Annotated in this window: 16 protein-coding genes; 7 read left to right on the top strand and 9 right to left on the bottom strand. The window is 70.3% G+C overall.

Annotated elements, in window-relative coordinates; genetic code table 11:
- Positions 1–84: 84 nt before the first annotated feature.
- Positions 85–2,043: a 1-deoxy-D-xylulose-5-phosphate synthase gene (dxs, locus tag LOK55_RS06835; protein ID WP_229934776.1), complete on the bottom strand. Its 1,959-nt coding sequence runs from the start codon at positions 2,041–2,043 to the stop codon at positions 85–87.
- 97 nt (positions 2,044–2,140) lie between these two features.
- Here dxs and LOK55_RS06830 point away from each other — a divergent pair, with 97 nt between their 5' ends.
- Positions 2,141–2,488, top strand: a complete 348-nt coding sequence (locus LOK55_RS06830; protein ID WP_229934775.1) for a UBP-type zinc finger domain-containing protein — start codon at positions 2,141–2,143, stop codon at positions 2,486–2,488.
- Between the two features lie 87 nt (positions 2,489–2,575).
- Here LOK55_RS06830 and LOK55_RS06825 read toward each other — a convergent pair whose 3' ends face one another.
- From LOK55_RS06825 to dut, 4 genes are all read right to left on the bottom strand, one after another.
- Positions 2,576–5,440: an aconitate hydratase gene (locus tag LOK55_RS06825; protein ID WP_229934774.1), complete on the bottom strand. Its 2,865-nt coding sequence runs from the start codon at positions 5,438–5,440 to the stop codon at positions 2,576–2,578.
- A gap of 157 nt (positions 5,441–5,597) precedes the next feature.
- Complete coding sequence (locus tag LOK55_RS06820) at positions 5,598–6,425, bottom strand: DUF3159 domain-containing protein (RefSeq protein ID WP_229934773.1); 828 nt, start codon at positions 6,423–6,425, stop codon at positions 5,598–5,600.
- A complete protein-coding gene (locus LOK55_RS06815) occupies positions 6,422–7,009 on the bottom strand; it encodes a DUF3710 domain-containing protein (protein ID WP_196324724.1) in 588 nt (195 codons plus the stop codon). Before LOK55_RS06815 ends, LOK55_RS06820 begins: the two co-directional genes overlap by 4 nt.
- Positions 7,006–7,455: a dUTP diphosphatase gene (gene dut, locus LOK55_RS06810; RefSeq protein ID WP_196324723.1), complete on the bottom strand. Its 450-nt coding sequence runs from the start codon at positions 7,453–7,455 to the stop codon at positions 7,006–7,008. The genes LOK55_RS06815 and dut overlap by 4 nt, the downstream gene beginning before the upstream one ends.
- Positions 7,456–7,479: 24 nt before the next feature.
- Between dut and LOK55_RS06805 the strand changes: the two genes are divergently transcribed.
- Positions 7,480–7,974, top strand: coding sequence for a DUF3093 domain-containing protein (locus LOK55_RS06805; RefSeq protein ID WP_229934772.1), 495 nt, complete (start codon positions 7,480–7,482; stop codon positions 7,972–7,974).
- Positions 7,975–7,994: 20 nt separating this feature from the next.
- Here the strand turns inward: LOK55_RS06805 and LOK55_RS06800 are convergent, their stop codons facing one another.
- Positions 7,995–8,288 (bottom strand): DUF4193 domain-containing protein, encoded by a 294-nt coding sequence (locus tag LOK55_RS06800; RefSeq protein WP_141379686.1) that lies wholly within the window; start codon positions 8,286–8,288, stop codon positions 7,995–7,997.
- Between the two features lie 252 nt (positions 8,289–8,540).
- Here LOK55_RS06800 and sepH point away from each other — a divergent pair, with 252 nt between their 5' ends.
- A complete protein-coding gene (gene sepH / locus LOK55_RS06795) occupies positions 8,541–9,581 on the top strand; it encodes a septation protein SepH (protein WP_229934771.1) in 1,041 nt (346 codons plus the stop codon).
- A 57-nt stretch (positions 9,582–9,638) separates the two neighbouring features.
- Here the strand turns inward: sepH and LOK55_RS06790 are convergent, their stop codons facing one another.
- Entirely contained in the window at positions 9,639–10,781 is a 1,143-nt protein-coding gene (locus LOK55_RS06790) for an alkaline phosphatase family protein (protein ID WP_229934770.1), read from the bottom strand.
- A gap of 75 nt (positions 10,782–10,856) precedes the next feature.
- Here LOK55_RS06790 and LOK55_RS06785 point away from each other — a divergent pair, with 75 nt between their 5' ends.
- On the top strand, positions 10,857–13,331 hold the full coding sequence (locus LOK55_RS06785) for a DNA topoisomerase (ATP-hydrolyzing) subunit A (RefSeq protein WP_229934769.1): 2,475 nt from the start codon (positions 10,857–10,859) through the stop codon (positions 13,329–13,331).
- Between the two features lie 27 nt (positions 13,332–13,358).
- Here the strand turns inward: LOK55_RS06785 and LOK55_RS06780 are convergent, their stop codons facing one another.
- The gene (locus tag LOK55_RS06780) at positions 13,359–14,021 is read right to left on the bottom strand and encodes a response regulator transcription factor (RefSeq protein WP_229934768.1); all 663 of its coding nucleotides are present in this window, start codon (positions 14,019–14,021) and stop codon (positions 13,359–13,361) included.
- A gap of 229 nt (positions 14,022–14,250) precedes the next feature.
- Between LOK55_RS06780 and LOK55_RS06775 the strand changes: the two genes are divergently transcribed.
- Positions 14,251–15,420, top strand: coding sequence for a sensor histidine kinase (locus tag LOK55_RS06775; RefSeq protein ID WP_229934767.1), 1,170 nt, complete (start codon positions 14,251–14,253; stop codon positions 15,418–15,420).
- Between the two features lie 265 nt (positions 15,421–15,685).
- Here the strand turns inward: LOK55_RS06775 and LOK55_RS06770 are convergent, their stop codons facing one another.
- Positions 15,686–17,827 (bottom strand): type IIA DNA topoisomerase subunit B, encoded by a 2,142-nt coding sequence (locus tag LOK55_RS06770; protein ID WP_229934766.1) that lies wholly within the window; start codon positions 17,825–17,827, stop codon positions 15,686–15,688.
- 192 nt (positions 17,828–18,019) lie between these two features.
- Here LOK55_RS06770 and LOK55_RS06765 point away from each other — a divergent pair, with 192 nt between their 5' ends.
- Both LOK55_RS06765 and LOK55_RS06760 read left to right on the top strand, forming a co-directional pair.
- Positions 18,020–18,238: a hypothetical protein gene (locus LOK55_RS06765; RefSeq protein WP_036317645.1), complete on the top strand. Its 219-nt coding sequence runs from the start codon at positions 18,020–18,022 to the stop codon at positions 18,236–18,238.
- 75 nt (positions 18,239–18,313) lie between these two features.
- Positions 18,314–19,339, top strand: coding sequence for a sugar-transfer associated ATP-grasp domain-containing protein (locus LOK55_RS06760; RefSeq protein WP_229934765.1), 1,026 nt, complete (start codon positions 18,314–18,316; stop codon positions 19,337–19,339).
- Positions 19,340–19,349: the final 10 nt, after the last annotated feature.

The raw sequence follows: 19,349 nt of genomic DNA, 5'->3' as shown, positions 1-19,349 counted from the left end.
GTGCGCGGGCCGCGGGCCGCACGTGATGCATGCGGCACAACCCGCACGCGCCGAAAGCCAGCCGCCCGCAGCGCGCCCCCGCGCTCAGCGCTCCTGCGGCTCGCCGTCGGGGGCGCCGACCGTCCAGATGGCACCCGTGTCGGCCGAGGGGCGCGCGACCGGGATACGGGTGCCGAGCACCTGCGCCACGACGTCGTGCGCGATCTTCGCGGCCGACAGGCCCGCGTCGTCGAGGATCTGCTCGCGCGTGGCGTGGTTCAGGAACTCGTCGGGCAGACCGAGCTCGTCGACCGCCGTGTCGACGCCCGCCTCGCGGAGCACCTGGCGCACGCGCGTGCCGACGCCCCCGACGCGGATGCCGTCCTCGATCGTGATGACCAGGCGGTGCGCGGCCGCGAGGCTCACGACCGACGGCTGCACCGGCACGACCCAGCGCGGGTCGATGACGGTCGCGCCGATCCCCTGCGCGCGCAGACGCTCGGCGACCTCGATGGCGAGCCGGGTCATCGGACCGATGCCGACCAGCAGCACGTCCTGCTCGCCGTGGCGCCACAGCACGTCGACGCCGTCGTCGAGCCGTTCGATCGCGGACTGGTCGGCGGCGACGTTCCCCTTCGGGAACCGCACCACCGTCGGCGCGTCGTCGATCGCGATCGCCTCGGCGAACTCCTCCCGCAGCCGAGCCTCGTCGCGCGGCGCCGCGATGCGGATGCCGGGGACGAGCTGCAGCATCGCCAGATCCCACACGCCGTGATGGCTCGGACCGTCAGGGCCGGTGACGCCGGAGCGGTCGAGCACGAAGGTGACGCCGGCGCGGTGCAGCGCGACATCCATCATCACCTGATCGAACGCACGGTTCATGAACGTCGCGTAGATGGCGACGACGGGATGCAGGCCGCCGAATGCGAGGCCGGCGGCGGATGCCACGGCGTGCTGCTCGGCGATGCCGACGTCGTACACCCGGTCGGGGAAGCGCTGCGCGAACGGCTGCAGCCCGGTGGGCCGGAGCATCGCCGCCGTCACCGCGATGATGTCGTCGCGCTGCTCGCCGGCCTCGACGAGCGCGTCGGAGAACACGTCGGTCCACGCGGTGCCACCGCCGCCGCCGAGCGGCTCGCCGGTGACGGGATCGATCTTGCCGACGGCGTGGAACTGATCGGCCTCGTCGTTGCGGGCGGGTTCGTAGCCCTGCCCCTTCTCGGTGATGACGTGCACGATGACGGGCGCGCCGTACGCCTTCGCGAGGCGCAGGGTCTCTTCGAGCACCGGCAGATCGTGGCCGTCGATGGGCCCCAGGTACTTGATGTCGAGATTGGAATACAGCGCCGCGTTGTTCGAGAAGCGCGAGAGGAAGCCGTGTGTGCCGCCGCGGACGCCGCGGTAGACGGCGCGCCCGGCGGGGCCGAGCTTGCGGAAGAACGAGTCGGACCCGCGACGGAGGTTCTCGTAGCCCTCGGTCGTGCGCACGCGGTTGAGGTAGCGAGCCATGCCGCCGATCGTCGGCGCGTAGGAGCGACCGTTGTCGTTGACGACGATGACGAGGTTGCGTTCGTTGTCGTCGGAGATGTTGTTGAGCGCCTCCCACGTCATGCCACCGGTCAGGGCCCCGTCGCCGACGACGGCGACGACATGTCGATCGGTGCGCCCGGTGCGGTTGAGGGCCCGGGAGATGCCGTCGGCCCAGCTCAGCGAGCTCGACGCGTGCGACGACTCGACGACGTCGTGCACGCTCTCCGAGCGCTGCGGGTACCCGGCGAGGCCGCCGCGGGAGCGGAGCCCGCTGAAGTCCTGCCGCCCCGTCAGCAGCTTGTGGACGTACGACTGGTGCCCCGTGTCAAAGACGAAGGGGTCGTTCGGCGAGTCGAACACGCGGTGCAGGGCGATCGTCAGCTCGACGACGCCGAGGTTCGGTCCGAGGTGACCGCCGGTGCGTGCGACGTTCTCGATGAGGAAGTCGCGCACCTCCTGGGCCAGCTGTTCCAGCTGGGCCGGCGTGAGCGCATCGAGATCGCGCGGACCGGTGATCGAGGCGAGCAGACTCATCCCCCGAGTCTACGTGGCCCCGACCGCGTCGCGCCGTTCGGGGCCTGGTGCCGCGGGCACCGAGCAGGCAGGATCGGGGCAGAGCGAGGAGGACGCCGTGACCGCCGAGGTCGACCCGACCGTGCCGCCGAGCGGCGACGGATGCCTCGAATGCGACGAGTCGGGAGGGTGGTGGTTCCATCTGCGCCGGTGCGCGGCGTGCGGCCATGTGGGCTGCTGCGACCAGTCCCTGTCGCGGCACGCGCGCGCCCACGCCGCCGAGACCGGTCACCCGATCATCCGCAGCTACGAGCCGGGTGAGGACTGGTTCTACGACTTCCGCACCGACGACTACGCCACGGGCCCGGAGCTCGCCCCGCCCCAGAGTCACCCCGTCGAGCAGACGGTGCCGGGCCCCGCGGAACGGGTGCCGGCGAACTGGCAGCAGCAGCTGATGCGGCGCTGAGCAGCGGGCATCGCGCCCCCGGAACGAGCCGCGCCCCGGCATCCGTCCGCATGGGACGGATGCCGGGGCGCGGCGGTCTGCGATCGCTCAGACGAGCGAGCGCAGCACGTACTGCAGGATGCCGCCGTTGCGGTAGTAGTCGGCCTCACCGGGCGTGTCGATGCGCACCTTGGCGTCGAAGACGACCGTCTCCTTGCCCTCCGGCGAGAACTCGCTCGGCGCCGCGGTGACCTTGACGGTCGTCGGCGTCGTGCCGCTGTTGAGCTCTTCGAGGCCCTCGATCGAGACGATCTCGGTGCCGTCGAGGCCGAGGCTCTTCCACGAATGCCCTTCGGGGAACTGCAGCGGGACGACGCCCATGCCGATCAGGTTCGAGCGGTGGATGCGCTCGAAGCTCTCGGTGATGACCGCCTTGACGCCGAGGAGCGACGTGCCCTTGGCCGCCCAGTCGCGCGACGAGCCCGAGCCGTACTCCTTGCCACCGAACACGACGAGGGGCGTGCCCTGCGCCTGGTAGTTCTGGCTCGCGTCGAAGATGTACGACTGCGGGCCGCCGGGCTGCGTGAAGTCACGGGTGAAGCCGCCCTCGACGACATGACCGTCGTTGACGGCGGCGACGAGCTCGTTCTTCAGACGGATGTTCGCGAACGTGCCGCGGATCATGACCTCGTGGTTGCCACGGCGCGAGCCGTAGGAGTTGAAGTCCTTCTGCGCGACGCCGTGCTCGGTCAGGTACTGTGCGGCAGGGGTGCCGGCCTTGATGTTGCCGGCCGGCGAGATGTGGTCGGTCGTGACCGAGTCGCCGAGCGTCGCCATGACGCGTGCACCCTGGATGTCGCTGACCGGGGTCAGCTCCATCGACATGGCGTCGAAGTACGGCGCCTTGCGCACGTACGTCGAGTCGGCGTCCCACTCGAAGATGGGACCCTCGGGGGTCGGCAGGCTCGTCCAGCGCTCGTCGCCGTCGAAGACGGTCGCGTACTGCTTGATGAACTGGTCGCGCGAGATCGACGAGTCGATGATCTCCTGCACCTCGTCGGGCGAGGGCCAGATGTCCTTCAGGAAGACGTCGTTGCCCTCGGCGTCCTTCCCCAGCGGGTCGGTGTCGAAGTCGAAGTGCATCGAGCCGGCGAGGGCGTAGGCGACGACGAGCGGCGGGGATGCCAGGTAGTTCATCTTCACGTCGGGGCTGATGCGCCCCTCGAAGTTGCGGTTGCCCGAGAGCACCGCCGCGACGGCGAGGTCGTTCTCGTTGATCGCCTTCGAGACCTCTTCGATGAGCGGTCCGGAGTTTCCGATGCAGATCGTGCAGCCGTAGCCGACGGTGTAGAAGCCGAGGCCCTCGAGGTCTTTGTCGAGACCCGACTTCTCGTAGTAGTCGGTGACGACCTTCGAACCGGGGCCGAGCGTCGTCTTGACCCACGGCATCTGCTTCAGGCCCTTGTTCCGCGCCTTGCGGGCGAGAAGGCCGGCGGCGATCATCACAGACGGGTTCGACGTGTTGGTGCAGGAGGTGATGGCAGCCAGGGTCACCGCGCCGTTGTCGAGGATATAGTCCTGACCCTCGGGGGTCGTCACCTTAACCGGGTTGGATGCGCCGTGGTCGCCGCTCGAGGCGAGCATGGAGTGCTGGTGCGCGCGCTCGTGCTGGCACGAGACGCCCTCCCCCAACACGTGCTCGTGCTCGACACCTGGCGCGTAGCCGGGGTCGGATGCCGGAAACGTGCCCTCGACCTCGACCGAGACCTCGTTCGCGGAGGCGTAGTTCAGGATGTCCTTCTCGAACTGAGTCTTCGCCTCGGCGAGCAGAATGCGGTCCTGCGGACGCTTGGGACCGGCGATCGAGGGGACGACCGTCGACAGGTCGAGCTCCATGTACTCCGAGTACGAGGGCTCCTTGTCGGCGTCGTGCCACAGGCCCTGGGCCTTCGCGTACTGCTCGACCAGCTCGACGGCGTGCTCGTCGCGTCCGGTGAGGCGCAGGTAGTCGAGGGTCACGTCGTCGATCGGGAACATCGCGGCGGTCGACCCGAACTCAGGCGACATGTTGCCGATGGTCGCGCGGTTGGCGAGCGGCACGGATGCCACACCTGCGCCGTAGAACTCGACGAACTTGCCGACCACGCCGTGCTGGCGCAGCATCTCGGTGATCGTGAGCACGACGTCCGTCGCGGTCACGCCAGCGGGGATCTCGCCTGTGAGCTTGAAGCCGACGACGCGCGGGATGAGCATCGAGACGGGCTGGCCGAGCATGGCGGCCTCGGCCTCGATGCCGCCGACGCCCCAGCCGAGCACACCCAGGCCGTTGACCATCGTCGTGTGCGAGTCGGTGCCGACACAGGTGTCGGGGTACGCGCGCAACACGCCGTCGCGGCCGGTGCGGTCGTAGACGACCTTCGCCAGGTGCTCGATGTTGACCTGGTGCACGATGCCGGTGCCCGGAGGCACGACCTTGAAGTCGTCGAACGCGGTCTGGCCCCAGCGCAGGAACTGGTACCGCTCGCCGTTGCGCTGGTACTCGATCTCGACGTTGCGCTCGATCGCATCGGGACGGCCGAACAGATCGGCGATGACGGAGTGGTCGATGACCATCTCGGCCGGCGACAGCGGGTTGATGCGGTTCGGGTCGCCGCCGAGGTCCGTGACCGCCTCACGCATGGTGGCGAGGTCGACGATGCAGGGGACGCCGGTGAAGTCCTGCATGACCACGCGGGTCGGCGTGAACTGGATCTCGGTGTCGGGCTCCGCATCGGGGTCCCATGATCCGAGCGCCTCGATCTGCGCCTTCGTGACGTTCGCGCCGTCTTCGGTGCGAAGCAGATTCTCGAGCAGCACCTTGAGGCTGAACGGGAGCTTCTCGTAACCGGCGACCGTGTCGACACGATAGATCTCGTAGTCGGTGCCGCCGACCGTCAGGGTGCTCTTCGCTCCGAAGCTGTCAACTGTGGACACGTCTCTACTCCTTCTTCGGGGGCACGGGCGCGCGCACGGTTCGCGGCGGCCGATCACTCCATCTTCCCCGCCTCCGTCGCGCTCGGCTAGTGAGGTCGCCCTTACCGGCAGCGCGCGTGATCGCGGGAGAATTTATCTTGATGTCAAGATAAATCTATCACGAGTCCGACGGCGCTCCGGCCTTCGGCGCGGGCGGATAGACGGCGCGCACCGCGAGCCACGTGACGGCCACGAGCGGGGCGAACAGGGGCAGCCCCATGACGAGTTTCAGGGTGCCGAGGGCCGTCGTCGCCTCGTCGGTGCCGGCGAGATACAGCGGCAGCTGCACGGCGAGGCGCGCGAAGAACAGGGCCGCCCACGCGATGGCGAGCCAGAAGAAGACACGTCGCTTCCGGGCATCCGTCCGCCACGCGGTGCCCTCGTTCATCAGGAAGCCGACGGCCAGGCCGATGAGCGACCAGCCGATGAACGCGGAGATGAGGAAGGCGGTGCCGTAGGCCGCATTGGTGATGAGGCCGGGGACGAAGTTGTCCTGCGCGCGCCCGGTCCACAGCGCGAGCGCGGCTGCGGCGGCGGTCGCGATGAGTCCGCCGAGCGCCGCGCTGAGCGTCGAACGCTGCACCAGGCGGATGATCGTGAACACGGCGGCGAGCCCCACCGAGACGACGACGGAGAGCAGGAGGTCGCGGGTCAGGGTGAACAGCAGCACGAAGGCGAGGCCGGGGAGGACCGACTCGAACACGCCGCGCCATCCGCCCATGGCCCTCCAGACGACGTGACCGGTGTGCGCCTCCCGCGCCGGATCCATGCCGGCGCGTCGCGCCGCCCCGCCGAGCGCCTGCCCGAACAGGTCGGACGCGGACGGCTGGCTGCGCGCCGCATCCGCGGCGGGGTCCGGCGCCGAACGCGGGTCGGCGGGCGACGGCTCGGTGGGGATGCCTCGGGCGTCGTCGTCGGCGCCGGCGCGGTCCTGCGGGTCGCTCATGACGTGCCGGGGGCGGCGGGCATCTTCAGCGGGATGAGGTCGCGCGGGGGCATCGGCGTGCCGCCGCGCACCACGACGAGCGAGCGGAAGAGGTCTTCGACCTTCGCCGCCGCTTCCACGTCTCCCGTGGCCGCTCCCCCGATGACGCCGCGGAGGAACCAGCGCGGCCCGTCGACGCCGACGAAGCGGGCCAGGCGCTTGCCGGGCTTCGCGTCGGGGCCCGCCGCGACGGGCACCTCGGCGAGGAGCTCGGGGCCGAGGGGCCCCTCCCGCTCTTCGACGCGGCCGCCCTGCTGGCGGATCTGCTGGCGGATCTGCTCGCGCGTCTCGCCCCACAGTCCCGTCGTCCGCGGCGCGGCGAACGGCTGCACCTGCAGCGTCGAGTCGGCGTAGTCCAAGCCCACCGCGACGATGCGGCCGGTCTGCTCCTCGACCTCGAGGCGCAGGTTGAGGCCCTCGCGGGGCAGCACTTTGATGCCGCCGAGATCGATGTAGGGCCGCACCGGATTGGCCTCCGACTCGTCGAAGGGGCCGGATGCGGCACGGTCGTCGGGGGCCGACTTGCCCTGCAGCTCGTCGCTCATTGGTTCGCTCCTGTCTGATAGCCGGTCGACCCGAAGCCGCCGTCGCCACGGACGGAGGCCGGCAGGTCGTCGACCGGGACGAATCGCACCCGGGGCACCGGCAGCACGATGAGCTGCGCGATGCGGTCGCCGACCGCCACGTCGTATGCCTCCGAGGCATCCGTGTTCAGCAGCGAGACCTTGATCTCGCCGCGATAGCCGGCGTCGACGGTGCCGGGAGAGTTGACGATCGTGATGCCGTGGCGGGCCGCGAGGCCGCTGCGCGGAACCACGAACGCCGCGTAGCCGTCGGGGAGCGCGATGCGCACGCCGGTCCCCACGAGCGCGCGTTCGCCCGGCCCCAGCCGGACGGCCTCGGTCGCGACGAGGTCTGCTCCCGCGTCGCCGGGGTGCGCGTATGCGGGAACGTGCGCGGCGATAATGGGAACGTCCACGGATTCGATCACCCCACGAGGCTAATGCACGCCCAGATGAACGCAGACCCTGCCCGCCCACGGAAATCAGCCCGGCCGGGTGCCCCCGCGCCGGTCTACCGCGAGCGGCTGAGCCCGTCGCTGTGGACGCTGCTGAGCGCGGCGGTCGCGGCGCCGATGGTCTCGCTGGTCTTCGTGCCACTGGATGCCACGGTCGCGCTCGTCGCCGGACTGGCGGTCGCGGTCGTCATCGTGGCGACGCTCGTGTTCGCGTCGCCGGTCGTCGAGGTGCGGGCGGGCGAGCTGCGAGTCGGTCGCGCGCACATCCCGGTGCGGATGCTGGGCGAGGCGACGGGCGCGACCGGCGACGAGGCCCGCGAGCTGCGCGGGCCCGGACTGCCGCGGACGGCCTGGCATCTGCTGCGCGGAGGGATCGACGGGGTCGTCGCGGTCCGCGTCGACGACGACCGCGATCCGGTGCGGGAGTGGGTCTTCTCGACGCGCACTCCCGACCGGGTGATCGCCGCGATCAGGCGCGCACAGCGCGGCTGATCACGCCGATCCGGAGACGATCAGGCGGCGCACTCGACGCAGATGGCGCCGATGGAGGTCTCGTGGTCGATCTGGGTGCGGTGCTTGACGAGGAAGCACTCGACGCAGGTGAACTCGTCCTCCTGCGGGGGCAGCACGACGACGTCGAGCTCGAGGTCGGAGAGGTCGGCTCCGGGCAGTTCGAAACCCGAGGGGTTGTCGGCGTCTTCATCGCCGACCGCCCCGGAGAGCTTGTCGGGAACGCGCTCCTTCAGGGCCTCGATCGACTCGCTGTCGTCGTCGGTCTTGCGGGGGGCGTCGTAATCGGTCGCCATGCTCTCACTTCCAGGATCTGACGGGCTCGCCCAACCTCGTGGGCATGGGCCGCATGGCCCGGGGCGGCGATAGTTTGCATGACCCGCCCGCTTTTCGCAAATGCCGGTCATCCACAGCCCGCTTTCCGGCGGGTGCGACGAGAGGAACTCGCGGCGCGCCCGCGATATTCCCGTTGCGGGCGCGCCGCCGTGTCAGCATGGTCGCGGCGCCGCGATGCGGTGTCTTCGCAGGGATCTGGAGGCGTGTCTCGCATGGAGCAGCTCAAAGTCATCGGAATCGAAGAGGGCGTTCTCGTCGTCGCAACCGAGACGGGTGAACGGTTCGCCCTGGCGGTGGACGAGACCCTCCGTTCGCAACTGCGCCGCGTGCAGCGCGACGCCGAGCCTCGCACGCCGCGGCCGAGCCCCCGCGACATCCAGGCCCACATCCGCTCCGGCCTGTCCGCTCAGGAGGTCGCCGACCTGCTGGGCGCGCGACTGGAGGACGTGCAGCGGTACGAGCGCCCCGTGCTGGCCGAGCGCGAGCACATCGTCGACCAGGCGCTGGCGGTGCCGGTGCTGATCGCCGGCGAGCTCGGCGACGACGCCCAGCCGACGTTCGGCACCGCGGTGCGGGCCAAGCTCGCCGACGCCGGGGCGACCGGGGAGCGCTGGACGAGCTGGCGCGAGGAGTCGGGCTGGATCGTCAAGCTCGAGTTCACCGCGAGCGAGGTCGCCCACGACGCGCGGTGGAGCTTCGACCCGCGCCGCTCGACGCTGTCGCCGCAGAACGCGGATGCCACGCAGCTCTCGCGCCAGGGATCGCTCCCCGAGGGGCTCATCCCGCGCCTGCGCGCCCTCGACGTCTCGCCGGTGAAGGACTCGTCGCGCTTCGACTCCGGCGCGTTCGGTCCACGCCGCCTCGAGCCCGACGCCGAGATCGTGTCCCGCGACATCCGCCCGACGGTCACCGCCGCGGTGCAGGAGGCGGCGATCAAGCGCGCCCCCGACCAGTCGGTGACCTCCGCCGAGACCGCCGACCTGCTCGAGGCGCTGCGCCGCCGGCGCGGCCTGCGCGAGCCCATGCCGACCGAGCAGGCGGCCACCCCCGCGACGCCGTCGGCGCCCGCGCACGGCGGAGCCGCGCTGTTCGACGCCCTCGAGCCCGGCTACGACGAGAGCGCGCGCGCCGAGGAGGACGACGACACCCTCGATGACACCGTGATCTCCGAGGCGTCGCGCCGCAAGGGACGCACCTCGATGCCGTCGTGGGACGAGATCGTCTTCGGCGCGCGTACCGAAGACGGTTCCTGACCGGCTCAGGGCACGGCATCAGCGTCCGGCGTCAGCCAGCGGAATCAGCGATCTGCGTCAGGGCGCGGCGAACGCGCCGAGGCGGATGAGCGGGACGATCCGCTCCTGATCGGTGAGCGAGCCGTGCTGCCCGATCATCCGCTGCGACTTCTTGTCGGCGAGGCGGTCGTCGTAGTAGGCGATCGCCGCGCGCGCCGCCACGAGCACGTCGCCGATGCGCGGCAGCACCTCGGCATCCACCCGCGGACCGTACAGCCCGGCCGCGACCGCCTCCCGTCGGGTCATGACCCACGACCGCTCCCCCTCGCTGTCGCGCCAGCGCGCCGCGATGCGCTCGGCCGCGGCCTCACCCTGAGTGGTGTACAGCTGCAGCAGCCGCGGCTCGCCCGCGACGAGGTCGACCTCGTCGAGCAGCAGGTCACCGGCGCCGAGCAGCACCTGCCGATGCGCCGGCACGTCGACCATGCCGTGGTCGGCCGTGACGACGATGCCGGTGTCGGCGCCGGAGAGCTCGGCGAGACGCCGGATCGCGGCATCCACCCGTTCCAGGCCCGCGATCCAGGCGTCGCTCTCCCAGCCCTGTGCGTGGCCGACGGTGTCGAGTTCGGGCAGGTAGACGTAGACGAGTGCGCCGGGGTGGTCTGCGGCGAGGGATGCCGCGGTCTCGATGCGCTCGTCGGGGGTCGCCGCGTCGGCGAAGGTCGCTCCGCGCTGGATCGCGCGCGTGAAGCCGGTCGTGCGGTACGTGCCCTTCGAGACGACGAACGAGGGCAGTCCCGCCTCGGCGCGGCGCTCGAACAGCGGCTGTGCGCGCTGCCACGTGAGCGGATCGAGCCCGTCGGTCTCCCACCCCTTCAGCTGATTCGGGGCCCGGAGCGTCCCCGGCACGAGGCCGCGGTATCCGACGATCCCGTGCTCGCCCGCCCACGTGCCGGTCAGCAGACTCGTCAGGGCGGTGGCCGTCGTCGCGGGGAAGACGGTGCGCGCGGCATCCTTCTTGCCCATGTGTCCGGTGAGGAACCGCGCGTGCCCCGCGTGCGCCGTCAGGTTGGCGCGGCCGAGGCCGTCGACCACCACGACGATCGCCGAGCGGGCCGCCGGGAACCAGTCGGGGTCGCCCTCGAGCGACCGCATGATCTGCGGCACGACGCCGGTGAGGCTCCGGGCCGTCGGCGGGTCCACGGGTAGGCTGAGAGGCATCGGGGCCAGTCTCGCACACGGCGCACACGGCCCCGTCCCGTCACATCTCCCACCAGCGAGGGCACCCGAGTTTCCATGGCAGCTGCGCGCACCGAGTCCATTCCCGAAGGTCACGGCCGCATCGAAGACGTCGACGTGTCGGCGGAGATGCAGGACTCGTTCCTCGAGTACGCCTACTCGGTCATCTACTCGCGGGCGCTCCCCGACGCGCGCGACGGCCTGAAGCCCGTGCAGCGGCGCATCCTGTTCCAGATGGCCGACATGGGGCTGCGCCCCGACCGCGGCCACGTCAAGAGCGCCCGCGTCGTCGGCGAGGTGATGGGAAAGCTCCACCCGCACGGCGACTCCGCGATCTATGACGCGCTCGTGCGCCTGGCGCAGCCGTTCGCCCTGCGCGTGCCGCTCGTCGACGGCCACGGCAACTTCGGCTCCCTCGACGACGGCCCCGCCGCCGCGCGCTACACGGAGGCGCGTCTCGCGCCCGCGGCGCTCGCGCTCACCGAGAACCTCGACGAGGACGTCGTCGACTTCATCCCGAACTACGACGGTCAGTTCCAGCAGCCCGACGTGCTGCCCGCCGCCTTCCCGAACCTGCTCGTCAACGGTACGACGGGCATCGCGGTCGGCATGGCGACGAACATGGCGCCGCACAACCTGATCGAGGTGGTCGCCGCGGCGATCCATCTGCTCGACAACCCCGACGCGTCCACCGCCGACCTCATGCAGTTCGTGCCCGGCCCCGACCTCCCCGGGGGCGGGATCATCGTCGGGCTCGACGGCATCCGCGAGGCGTACGAGACCGGTCGCGGCACCTTCCGCACCCGGGCGAAGGTCTCGGTCGAGTCCCTCGGTCCGCGCCGCACCGGCCTCGTGGTCACCGAGCTGCCCTACATGGTCGGCGCCGAGCGCGTGATCGAGAAGATCAAGGACGCGGTCAACGCGAAGAAGCTCACGGGCATCGCCGACCTCAACGACCTGACCGACCGCAACCACGGGCTGCGTCTCGTGATCGGGATCAAGACCGGTTTCGACCCGAACGCGGTGCTCGAGCAGCTCTACCGGCTGACCCCGCTCGAGGACTCGTTCGGCATCAACAACGTCGCCCTCGTCGACGGCCAGCCGCAGACGCTCGGCCTCAAGCCGCTGCTGCGCGTCTACCTCGACCACCGCCTCTCGGTCGTCACGCGGCGCAGCAGCTTCCGCCTCGCCCGCAAGCAGGAGCGCCTGCACCTCGTCGAGGGCCTGCTGATCGCGATCCTCGACATCGACGAAGTCATCCAGGTGATCCGCGCCTCCGACGACGGCGAGCAGGCGCGCACGAAGCTCATGAGCGTGTTCGACCTGTCGCAGCCGCAGGCCGAGTACATCCTCGAGCTGCGCCTGCGGCGCCTCACCCGGTTCTCCCGCATCGAGCTCGAGACCGAGCGCGACGCGCTGAAGAAGGAGATCGCCGACCTCGAGGCGCTGCTCGGCAGCGACGTGCTGCTGCGCGCGCAGGTCGCCCGTGAGCTCGACGCCACCGCCGAGACGTTCGGCACGCCCCGGCGCACCCTGCTGCTGAACGGCGGCCCGGTCACGCCCCGCTCGCGCGCCGCCGCCCCGGCGGACCTGCAGATCGCGGATGCCCCGTGCCGCGTGTTCCTCACGGCGACGGGCCGGCTCGTCCGCGCCGAGCTCGCCCCGACCGAGAGCGCGGACGGCTCCGGCGACGTCACGGGAGGCGTCGTCGCGCCCACGCGACGCTCGAAGCACGACGGCATCCGCTCGGCAGTGGATGCGACGACGCGCGGCGACCTCGGCGCGGTGACCACCGCAGGCCGGCTCGTGCGCTTCTCCCCCGTCGACCTCCCCTCGGTGCCGGCGAACTCGGTGCAGCCGGCGGCCGGCACGCGGGCCGATCAGTACCTCGCGCTCCCCTCGGGCGAGCACGTCGTGGCGATCGTGCCCCTCTCCGGCGAGATCATCGCGCTCGGCACCGCCCAGGGCACCGTCAAGCGCGTGGCGACCTCGGAGCTGCCCCCCGGCAAGCACGAGGTCGAGATCATCGCCCTGAAGCCCGGCGACCGCGTCGTGGGAGCGGGTCTCGCCCCCGACCACGACGAACTGGTCTTCGTCACCTCCGACGCCCAGCTGCTGCGCTTCGGCGCCGACGCGGTGCGCCCGCAGGGGCGTGCCGCGGGCGGCATGGCCGGCATCCGGCTCAGCACGGGCGCCGAGGTCATCGCCTTCCAGCCCGCACCGCGCGACGAGCGCACCGTCGTCGTCACCGTCGCCGGATCGTCGCAGGCGATCGCCGGCACCGACCCCGGCAGTGCGAAGGTGTCGTCGTTCGACGAGTTCCCCGCCAAGGGGCGCGCCACGGGCGGCGTGCGGGCGCAGCGCTTCGTGAAGGGCGAAGACGTGCTCACCCTCGCCTGGGTGGGCGTCGAGCCGCGGGCGCTCGCCGCCGACGGCGCGGTGCGGCAGCTGCCGGCGCCCGGCGCGAAGCGGGATGCCTCGGGCCAGCCCCTCGAGGCGGTCGTGGCCGCCGTCGGCACGGTCGTCGACTGACGGGCTGCTGACCGCCGCGCCGAGCTCTCAGACGAGCGTCACGAGCCCCAGCTGGGTGGCACGGATGAGCACCTGGATGCGGTCGCGCACGCCCCACTTCGCCGTGATGCGGCCGAGGTGAGACTTCACGGTCGCCTCCGACACGTACATCGCCGCCGCGATCTCGGCGTTCGACATGCCCTGCGCGAGGAGCGTCACGACCTCGAGCTCGCGCTCGGTGAGTTCTTCGTCGCGCCCGAGCTCGCGCGTCGCCGACGCGGCCCCGGACTGCACCGAGGTGACGAGTTCTTTCGCGACGCGCGGCGACAGCACGTAGCCGCCCTCGTGAGCGAGCCGCGCGGCGTCGAGAATGCGGTCCGGCGAGGTGTCTTTGACGAGGAAGCCGGATGCCCCTGCGCTCAGCATCGGGACGATGACCCGCTCCGTCGAGAACGTGGTCAGCGCCACGATCTTCAGTCCGGGGAACTCCCGGGTGAGGCGCTGCGTCGCCTCGATGCCGTCCATGATCGGCATCTGCACGTCCATCAGGACGACGTCGGGCTGCGTCGCGCGCACGAGCGTGATCGCATCGGCGCCGTTGTCGGCCTCGCCGACGAGCTCGAACCCGTCGGATGACTCCAGGAACACGCGCAGCGCAGCGCGCACCAGCGACTCGTCGTCCACGATGATCACCCGGATGGCTTCAGTCACATCGCCATCTTACGGAGCACGACCCTCGCCCCTTGCGCCGGCGGGGAGATCCCGCCGGAGAGGCCTAGACGAAAGTCGCAAACGCTGTAGCCAATGGTCTCTCGTGCGCGGTGACGTCTGTTTGAAGAATCGATTCGAGACCTTGTGGAGGTGATGGAAATGTGGGATTGGCTTGGACGCTTCATGGGACTTTGGAAGTGACTCTGATGAGCCGCGAGATAATCGCGGGGTGACTGTTCTCCGAGCGCGTGCGCTCGAATACCTGCGGATGCCCTTCTGGGCGTACTATCCGCTGCCGTCCATCACTCGTGGATTGCTGATCGCGTTCGTCGCCGTTGCGCTGTTGCTCGACTCGATCGTGCGAGCGACCAACGACGGTACGACGGGAGTCGAATCGGCGATCGTCACCACCTCGATCACGGTGTCGATCGCGCTGTTCGCCTGGCGGCCCCCGGTCGCCACGATCGTGCTGAGTGTCGCCGCCATCGCGGCGGGCATCACCGGAGTCGTCGATTCCGTGCTTCTGGGCGCGGCGATCCTCGGTCTTGCCGCATTCACCTGCAGCGCAGCGCTCACCGCGGTATACGCGATCTCGTGGACGACCTGGCTCATCGCCATCGTCCTCAGACCCGGCTCCGGAGTTCAACCGTTGGGCGCGGTGATCATCGCGTTCCTCGGCGTGGCCAGCCTGTTGATCGGGCTCGCCATCCGGAATCAGTACACGAAGGCACAGATGTTGACCACCCAGCTCGAGGCGACGGAACGCGAGGTCGCCGAGCAGCTTCGGCACGAGCGCGACCTCATCGCCGACGAGTTGCACGACATCGTGGCGCACGAGATCACGATCGTCGCGCTGCACGCCGCTGTGCTCGAACGAACCGAAGACCGCACGACCCGTTCTCAGTCGCAGACCGCGATCCGCGAGGCCGCGGTCCAGGCGCTCACCGACATCCGCCGCGTGCTCGGCATGGTGCGCGGCGAGGAGAACCTCACACCCGACCGCCTGCCCTCCCCCGACGGCCTGCCGGGGACGATCGCCGTGGTCACCAAGGAGCTCGAACAGGCCGGCATCGAGGTGACGGTGGACGTGCCCGACGACGTGCGACTGCCGAGCGCGTCGATGGTGGCCCTCATCCGCGTCATCCGCGAGAGCGGCACGAATGTCCTGAAGCACGCGACCGGCGCACGCCACGCGCGCATCGCGTTGCGCGTCGAACGCGGGTGGGCGCGCCTCGAGTTCAGCGACGACTCTCCGCCCGCGCGCACGGCCGGCCTGCCGACGTCCGGCTACGGCATCATGCGCCTGCAGGAGCGCTTCCGCCTCTTCGGCGGCTCGTTCCGCGCCGCGCGCGGCCCACAGGGATGGGTCGTGTCGGCCTCACTCCCCCTCGAATCCTGATCCAGAGACCTCTCCCGCCCGCAGACTAGACGAAAGTCGCAGACGATCTATCCGTTCGTCGCGCAAGGGAGCTTCCGCGCGCCCGTACGCTGGTAACTGCCGAGAGACCGGTCCGCAGTCGGGCTCTCATTGTGCGTCTGCTGTGTCGTCTGTGATTTCGGGGACGAAGGCTGGCTCAGCCGCCTTCGTCATCACGACTGACGCGCGGACGCCGCGGCGATGGCCCGAAACCGACCCCCCAGCTCGGTTTCGGGCCCCGCGCGGTTCAGGCGTCGATCGCCTCGCGATCGAGCCGATCGCTCGAGGAGACGATGAAGTCGCGACGCGGCGCGACGTCACTGCCCATGAGCAGTTCGAACACACCCGACGCGGCCTCGGCATCCTGCACACGCACCCGCCGCAGCGTGCGCCCGGCGCGGTCCATCGTCGTGGTCGCCAACTGATCGGCATCCATCTCGCCGAGCCCCTTGTAGCGCTGCACCGGCTCCTGCCAGCGGCGTCCGCTCTTGGTGAGCTTCGCCAATAGGGAGTGCAGCTCCTGCTCGGAGTACGTGTAGACGGTCTCGTTCGGCTTCGAGCCGGGATTCATGATGATCACCCGGTGCAGCGGCGGCACCGCCGCGTAGACGCGTCCGGCTTCGATGAGCGGCCGCATGTACCGGAAGAACAGCGTCAGCAGCAGCGTGCGGATGTGTGCGCCGTCGACGTCGGCGTCGCTCATCAGGATGATCTTGCCGTAGCGGGCCGCATCGAGGTCGAAGGAGCGCCCCGACCCGGCACCGATCGTCTGGATGATCGCCGCGCACTCGGCGTTTCCGAGCATGTCGCTGATCGACGCCTTCTGCACGTTGAGGATCTTGCCCCGGATCGGCAGGAGCGCCTGGTACTCGCTGTTGCGGGCGTGCTTGGCGGTGCCGAGCGCCGAGTCGCCCTCGACGATGAACAGCTCCGACTGCGAGACGTCGCTCGTGCGGCAGTCGGCGAGCTTCGCCGGCAGCGACGACGACTCCAGGGCGTTCTTGCGGCGCTGGGTCTCCTTGTGCGTACGCGCCGAGATGCGCGCCTTCATCTCCGACACGACCTTGTCGAGCACGAGCGCGGTCTGCGTCTTGTCGTCGCGCTTGGTCGAGGCGAAGCGCGACGTGAGCTCCTTCGCGACGACGTTCGCGACGATCGCACGCACCGCAGGCGTGCCGAGGATCTCCTTCGTCTGCCCCTCGAACTGCGGTTCGGGCAGGCGCACCGTCAGCACCGCCGTGAGACCGGCGAGGATGTCGTCCTTGTCGAGCTTGTCGTTGCCGACCTTCAGCCGTCGGGCGTTCTGGTCGACCTGACTGCGGATCACCTTCATCAGGCCCTGCTCGAAGCCCGCCTGGTGCGTGCCCCCCTTGGGCGTGGCGATGATGTTCACGAACGACCGCATCACCGTCTCGTACCCCGTGCCCCAGCGCACGGCGACGTCGACCTCGCACGTGCGCTCGACGTCGGTGGGGACCATCGCGCCGCCGGGCTGCAGCACGGGCACCGTCTCCGTGAACGTGCCCGAGCCGGTCAGGCGCCAGGTGTCGGTGATCGCCGCGTCGGGCGCGAGGAACTCGGCGAACTCCGAGATGCCGCCGTCGTAGCGGAAGGTCGTGACGGTGGCGCCGGTCTCGGCGGGCGTCGCAACCGCCTCGTCCGACGACTCCGCCGCCGATTCGAGGGCGGCCACCGGGGCCGAGCCGGGTCGCTCGTCGGTGATGTCGATCTGCAGTCCCGGAACGAGGAACGCGGTCTGACGCGCGCGCTGCTCCAGCTCGCCGAGGTTGAACGTGGCATCCTTCGTGAAGATCTGCCGGTCGGCCCAGTACCGGATGCGCGACCCCGTGACACCCTTCGCGGTCTTGCCGACAACGCGGAGCTCGGAGGCGCGCTCGAACGGCGTGAACGGCGAATCGGGGCCGGGGCCGTCGAAGACGCCCGGCTCGCCGCGGTGGAACGACATCGCGTAGGTCTTGCCGCCGCGGTCGACCTCCACGTCGAGGCGCTCGCTCAGTGCGTTGACGACCGAGGCGCCGACGCCGTGCAGACCGCCCGAGGCCGCGTACGATCCGCCGCCGAACTTTCCACCGGCGTGGAGCTTCGTGAACACGACCTCGACGCCGGTGAGCCCGGTGCGCGGTTCCACGTCGACGGGGATGCCTCGGGCGCGGTCGCGCACCTCGACGCTGCCGTCGGCGTGCAGCACCACGTCGATGCGCGACCCGTAGCCGCCGAGCGCCTCGTCCACGGCGTTGTCGACGATCTCCCACACGCAGTGCATGAGCCCGCGCGAATCGGTGGAGCCGATGTACATGCCGGGGCGCTTGCGGACGGCTTCGAGCCCTTCGAGCACCTGGAGGTGATGGGCGGAATACTCAGCGGTCACAATCTCCAAGCGTATGCCGGGGCGTCGACACCGCGGCGCCGGGACACGCGAGCGTCACCCGACCGTGCTCGGCGCCGAGCCCGCTCCGTACGCGCACAGCGAAATGTGACCGGATCGCGGCATTCTCCCGGCGACCGCGTGGTTGTATGTGAGGCAACCGCACCGCATCACATGTCTCGAGGAGGAACCGAAATGAGCATGTCCACGACCGCCGAGCCCGACGTCCTCGAGTACCGCCTGACCGCGACCGACCGTTGCGACTCCTGTGGCGCCCAGGCCTACATCGCCGCCGAGGTCAACGGCAGCGAGCTGCTGTTCTGCGCGCACCACGGCCGCAAGTACGAAGAGAAGCTGCGCGCCGTCGCCACCTCGTGGCACGACGAGACCGCACGCCTCGCCGACGCCCGCTGATCGTCCGAACGGGCACGGCGGTGGGGGCCGCGTAGACTGACGCCGTCCCCACTGCCGTCCTTCGGAGGATTCGTCATGGCTTCGCGCGGTCTGTCGCCCCTGCACCGAGTGAGCGTGCTGTTCGAGCGCGCGCGCGGTTTCGACTACGCCTCGGTGACCGAACGGGCCCGCTTCACCGCCCGGGTGCACGGCAAGAGCTACCCCCTGGTGCTCGCCGACATGCTCTGGTCGGCGGCACGCCACCGTGTCGGGTTCAACGACTACATCGAGTTCGATTTCGCGATCCTCACGCGCGCCGAGCGCGCCACATGGGTGACGAGCCCGCTGGCGCTCGAGCTCTCGAACCGGTACGACGATCCGGCGCAGGTGCACCGCTTCCACGACAAGATCGACTTCAACCGCGTCTTCGACCGGTTCCTCGGGCGCGAGTGGCTGGCGCTCGAAGCGGGCAACGCCGCCGAGCTCGAGGCGTTCGCGCAGCGGCATCCGGTGTTCATCGCGAAGGTGCCGGTGAGCAAGTCCGGCGCCGGCGTGCGCCGCTACGACGCCGCCGATGTCACCGACTGGCCGGCGTTCCACGCCGACCTGCTCGCGAAGGGCGAGGTGCTGATCGAGGAGCGCATCCTGCAGCACGCCGACCTCGAGGCGATCGCTCCCGGCACGGCGAACACGACGCGCGTCACCACGTTCGTACGCGACGACGGCACGGTGGCGATCATCAACATGGCGCAGAAGTTCGGCCGCGGACAGGTCAGCGACCAGGCATCCTTCGGCGGCTTCTACACGGCTCTCCACGAGGACGGCCGCGCGATGGGCATGGGCTACAACACCTCCGGCGCCCTCTTCGAGACGCACCCGGAGACCGGTTACCGCATCGCCGACTACCGGCTGCCGATGATGGATGCCGTGCGCGCGCTCATCACCGAGGTCGCCCTCGTGATCCCGGAGGTGCGCTACGTCGGTTGGGACATCGTCGTGACGCCGACCGGGCCCGTGCTCGTCGAGGGCAACTGGGGCGCGGGCGTGTTCGAGAACAAGCCGACCGCCAGCGGCATCCGGCACGGACACCTCCCCCGCTACCGCGCCGCGATGGGCTGGTGACGGGGCGGCA

This window comes from Microbacterium sp. F2E (assembly GCF_020905435.1).
Lineage (GTDB): Bacteria > Actinomycetota > Actinomycetes > Actinomycetales > Microbacteriaceae > Microbacterium > Microbacterium lacticum.
The sequence above is the reverse complement of the archived record's forward strand: the minus strand, read 5'-3'. Positions and strand labels throughout refer to the sequence as shown.